The organism is Thermoflexibacter ruber (assembly GCF_900113045.1).
GTDB classification, from domain to species: Bacteria; Bacteroidota; Bacteroidia; order Cytophagales; family Thermoflexibacteraceae; genus Thermoflexibacter; species Thermoflexibacter ruber.
Genome location: NZ_FONY01000102.1, coordinates 1 through 2,816 on the forward strand (window position 1 = coordinate 1; position 2,816 = coordinate 2,816).

Here is a 2,816-nt window from a genome sequence, read left to right on the forward strand (position 1 = left end):
GGATTTTGCAGGGTATTTAGGTTGATTTGGTGATAGATGCCGTCAGGGGAGAGATAGACAGTTTTCACATTTTCCCCTAACTGCTCGGCAATAGGCTTCCAAAAGGCATTGTAAAGCAGAGTATCCTCAAAAACTTTGGGGTTCATGGTAACTTTCATTAGCTTTTGGTACTCTTGGAAGTAGGTGGTTTCTAAGGATGGAGCATTTTTGATGAGAAGAGTGCGAATGTCTTGAGTAGTAATAATGAAAGCAAGATAAATAATATCTGCTTGTTTTTTTACAAATACAGAGTCATTTTTTATGATAAGTATTTTTTTACTTTTAGTTTCGGCACTTAATATCTCTATTTTACATGATTCTTCTTTCAATAGGCTTGATACTTGGCTAATAGATTTTCCACTTGTAATAATATCATTTATACTTAATATTTCATCATTAATTTTTAAACCTATCTTATAGGCAGGACTCTTGTTAGATATTACTTTTATAACTCTTACTGCTCCATTGCTTCCAAGTGTATCGTAACTAAAACCTTTACCTATGTAATCAAAAACATATTCATCATTAGGTAATAATGGTGTTCTTATTAGTTCTACAGCCACTTCGCCTGCTTTGAGATTTTTTTGAATATCTGATAGCTGGATATTGATATTTTCATAAGTTTCTTTAAATATAGAAGATTTTGTAAACAAGTAGCGTTCTAAGTTATTTATTTCATTTTCTAAGAATAATATTTGTTGTGTATTTCTTTCTCTATCAGCAAGAGGCAGATTATAAATTTTAGAAATTTGGGTTTTATACCTTTGCCAAGCAACTAATTTATTTCTTAGGCTTGTATCGCTACTATGCAAAATATGATTTTTCATCTTCTTTACCTCAGAAAGCATTAAGCCTTTTGATTGTAAGGTAAAATTAAAAGTATTTTGCAAAAGTACATTTAGGTCTTTGTAGGAAGTTTCGTTTTCTAAAATTTTTACTAAAATAGAATAAAATCCGATACGATTGCTGCTAATGGTGTTAAAATAATCTTTTTTCTCTTTTTCGCTTAAATGAAGTAAATTCTTTTTTAAGTAATCAAATTCAATTTTGATGGCTTCGCTAATTAATGGTGATGCATTTTCATATAATTTTTCTTGGTAATACAAAGCGGATATATTACTCAAAGTTTTTATATACTCTGTATGCTCTTTACCAAATTGTTTTTCGTAAATATCCAATGCCTCTTGGTACAAAGAAAGAGCCTGTTTAAAAAAACCACGTTTTGAGTAGAAAAATCCTAAGTTATTACAAGAATAAGCATACCAAGGATGATTTATGCCTAAGGTTATTTTACGAATATTTTTAGCTTCAATACGTAAAGACTCTGCCTCTTCATAAAGTTCTAATTCTTCATAACAACCCCCTAAGTTATCACAGTAAGTAGCGTATTCAGGATGATTTTTACCTAAGAAAATCTCGGCTATTTCTTTAGCTTCTTTATACAAAGCTAATGCAGATTCATAATAACCAACTCGAGAATATAATAAAGCAAGATTATGACATGATTGTCCATACTCTTCACTTTTTCTTGTGAATATTTTTTCTCGGATATCTTTTGATTCCAATAATACATCGTAGGCTTTTTTAAACAAACCTTGCTCTATGTATAGTAAGCCTAAGTTGCTACAGCATTGTGGGTACATACCTCTCTCATCTTCTTTACCAATATCCTTTTGTAGTATATCTTTCGCCTCTAAAAGTAGAAGCTCTGCCTTTACATAATTACCGTATTCATAATATAGCATTCCTAAATTATTGCATGTACGAACATACTCATAACTTTTTTTACCTAATAGACTATTACATATATCTTTTACTTCTAAGTATAATTTTTCTGCAATATCATACATTGCGCGTCTTTTATACAAAAGAGCTAAACTATTACAAACCTCAATATAGTTTAAAGATTGTCTTTGAAAATCTTTCTCAGTTTTTACTTTTAATTTTTCTAATACTAATTGTGCTTTTTCATACTTACCTTCATTCAATAGGTCGTTTCCTATGCGAAACATTACTTTCCAGTCGGCGTTTTCATATATTTGCATTCTTATTTCATCTCTTTCTGCTTGTAGTTCATTATATTTTTCTAATTGCCAAGTATTTTGATAACAATCAGAAAGAATATTTAGTAAGCCTAAATATGAAGACAGATTAGGCACATCTCTATACATTGCTTTTAAGGTTGCTATATTTTTCTCAAATAGATGTATAGCGTGTTTATACTGCCTATTTTGATAATGTTCAATAGCCATCTTTATATCTTCCATAAGTTGTTCTTCATTTAGGCTATCCGATACCTCTTGATTCTGATTGGAATTCTGCGCATTACAGATTTGATATAAAGAAAAAAAAATTATTATAAACGTGATTATTCTTAGTATTCCCATAGATATTTAGTTTTTAAGATAGCTTAAATAAATAGATTACTGTACTAAGACAAAATTTAATAATTTTATATCTATTTGATAATAAATATATTATTGATAATGTAATAATTTTGTCAAAATTTGCTACTTTTTCTTCATTAAGAAACATATTACTGAGTTGCTTTAATCCGTATTTGAATAGACTATATTGTTTGCGTCCATGGGGAAGCGTTTTATACTCAATAAAAATTGGTTTTAGTTTTAGGGATATGAAAATTCCAAGAAATAGCCTGTTTAATTCCTGCTTATATTGGGTAATATGGGTAAAAAACTCACAGACCTTTTCCTTGAAATCTTGAAACTTTCTATAAAAACAAGTATCAATGACCTTTTTACGCATAAATTTCCATA

1 protein-coding gene and 1 pseudogene are annotated in these 2,816 nt (G+C 29.3%); both read right to left on the reverse strand.

Annotation, left to right across the window (positions count from 1 at the left end; genetic code table 11):
- Nucleotides 1-2,426, reverse strand: a 2,426-nt coding sequence (locus BM141_RS22275) for a tetratricopeptide repeat protein (RefSeq protein WP_143091089.1), incomplete at its 3' end; no start/stop codon positions are given.
- Between the two features lie 13 nt (nt 2,427-2,439).
- Nucleotides 2,440-2,816: pseudogene (locus BM141_RS23850) on the reverse strand (hypothetical protein); the annotation flags it as partial.